General features: G+C 47.5%; 1 pseudogene. It reads right to left on the reverse strand.

Features of this window, described 5'->3' with window-relative positions:
• Positions 1–720, reverse strand: a pseudogene (locus tag R7O13_RS26915) (Card1-like endonuclease domain-containing protein); the annotation flags it as partial.

The raw sequence follows: 720 nt of genomic DNA on the forward strand, positions 1-720 counted from the left end.
CTTCGTTCGCGAAGGTCAAAATGCCATTTTCGTAAGTCGCGATCTGTGCTTCGACAAGATCCGACAGCAGCATGTTGAGTTCACGGTAGCCTTGTTGCTTCTCAGACAGCTCCACATCCAGCTTCTGCTCCTTACGGCAGGTTGTCGCAAGGTAGTTGAGTGTCGCCAAGCCTGGGCCCAATTCAAGCGCATTTGACGCCCAGCGTTCGCCAAGCTCATACAGTTTTTGATCAAGAAGAGGAGGAAGGTCTACGTGGTGGAACTCGCCGCGCGCACCGAAAATGGTTAGGTAGTCGGAGATAGTAATGTGGTCTTCAACTTGCGTATCTTCTTTGCCATCTGGGTAAAGCCAGCAAAGTTTGTCACTGTTTGGTTCAACCACGAAGATAGGCCAGCGATAAGTACGGAAAACCTCGTAAACCGACAACAATCGATGACGAAGGCCACAGCTTGCGTTCAGTTTGACGTCTTCTCCACGGTCGTGAAGATCTTTCGCGAGCTTTTGAATCGATTGTTTAATCAGGGTTGTATTGACAGCAGACGGAATTTCAAAAAACTCAGAAGTAATCTCTCGCTGCTCTAACACGCTACTCAGTCGGTCAAACATATCTACCTGTGTTTTGTCACCAATGAATACGATATGTGTGCTTAAAGTGCGATTATCCAATAGAGGAGTGACCAATCTCACTGGGTCTTGGTCGATAATACCAACATGAACAG

It is taken from the genome of Vibrio sp. Y176 (assembly GCF_033438945.1).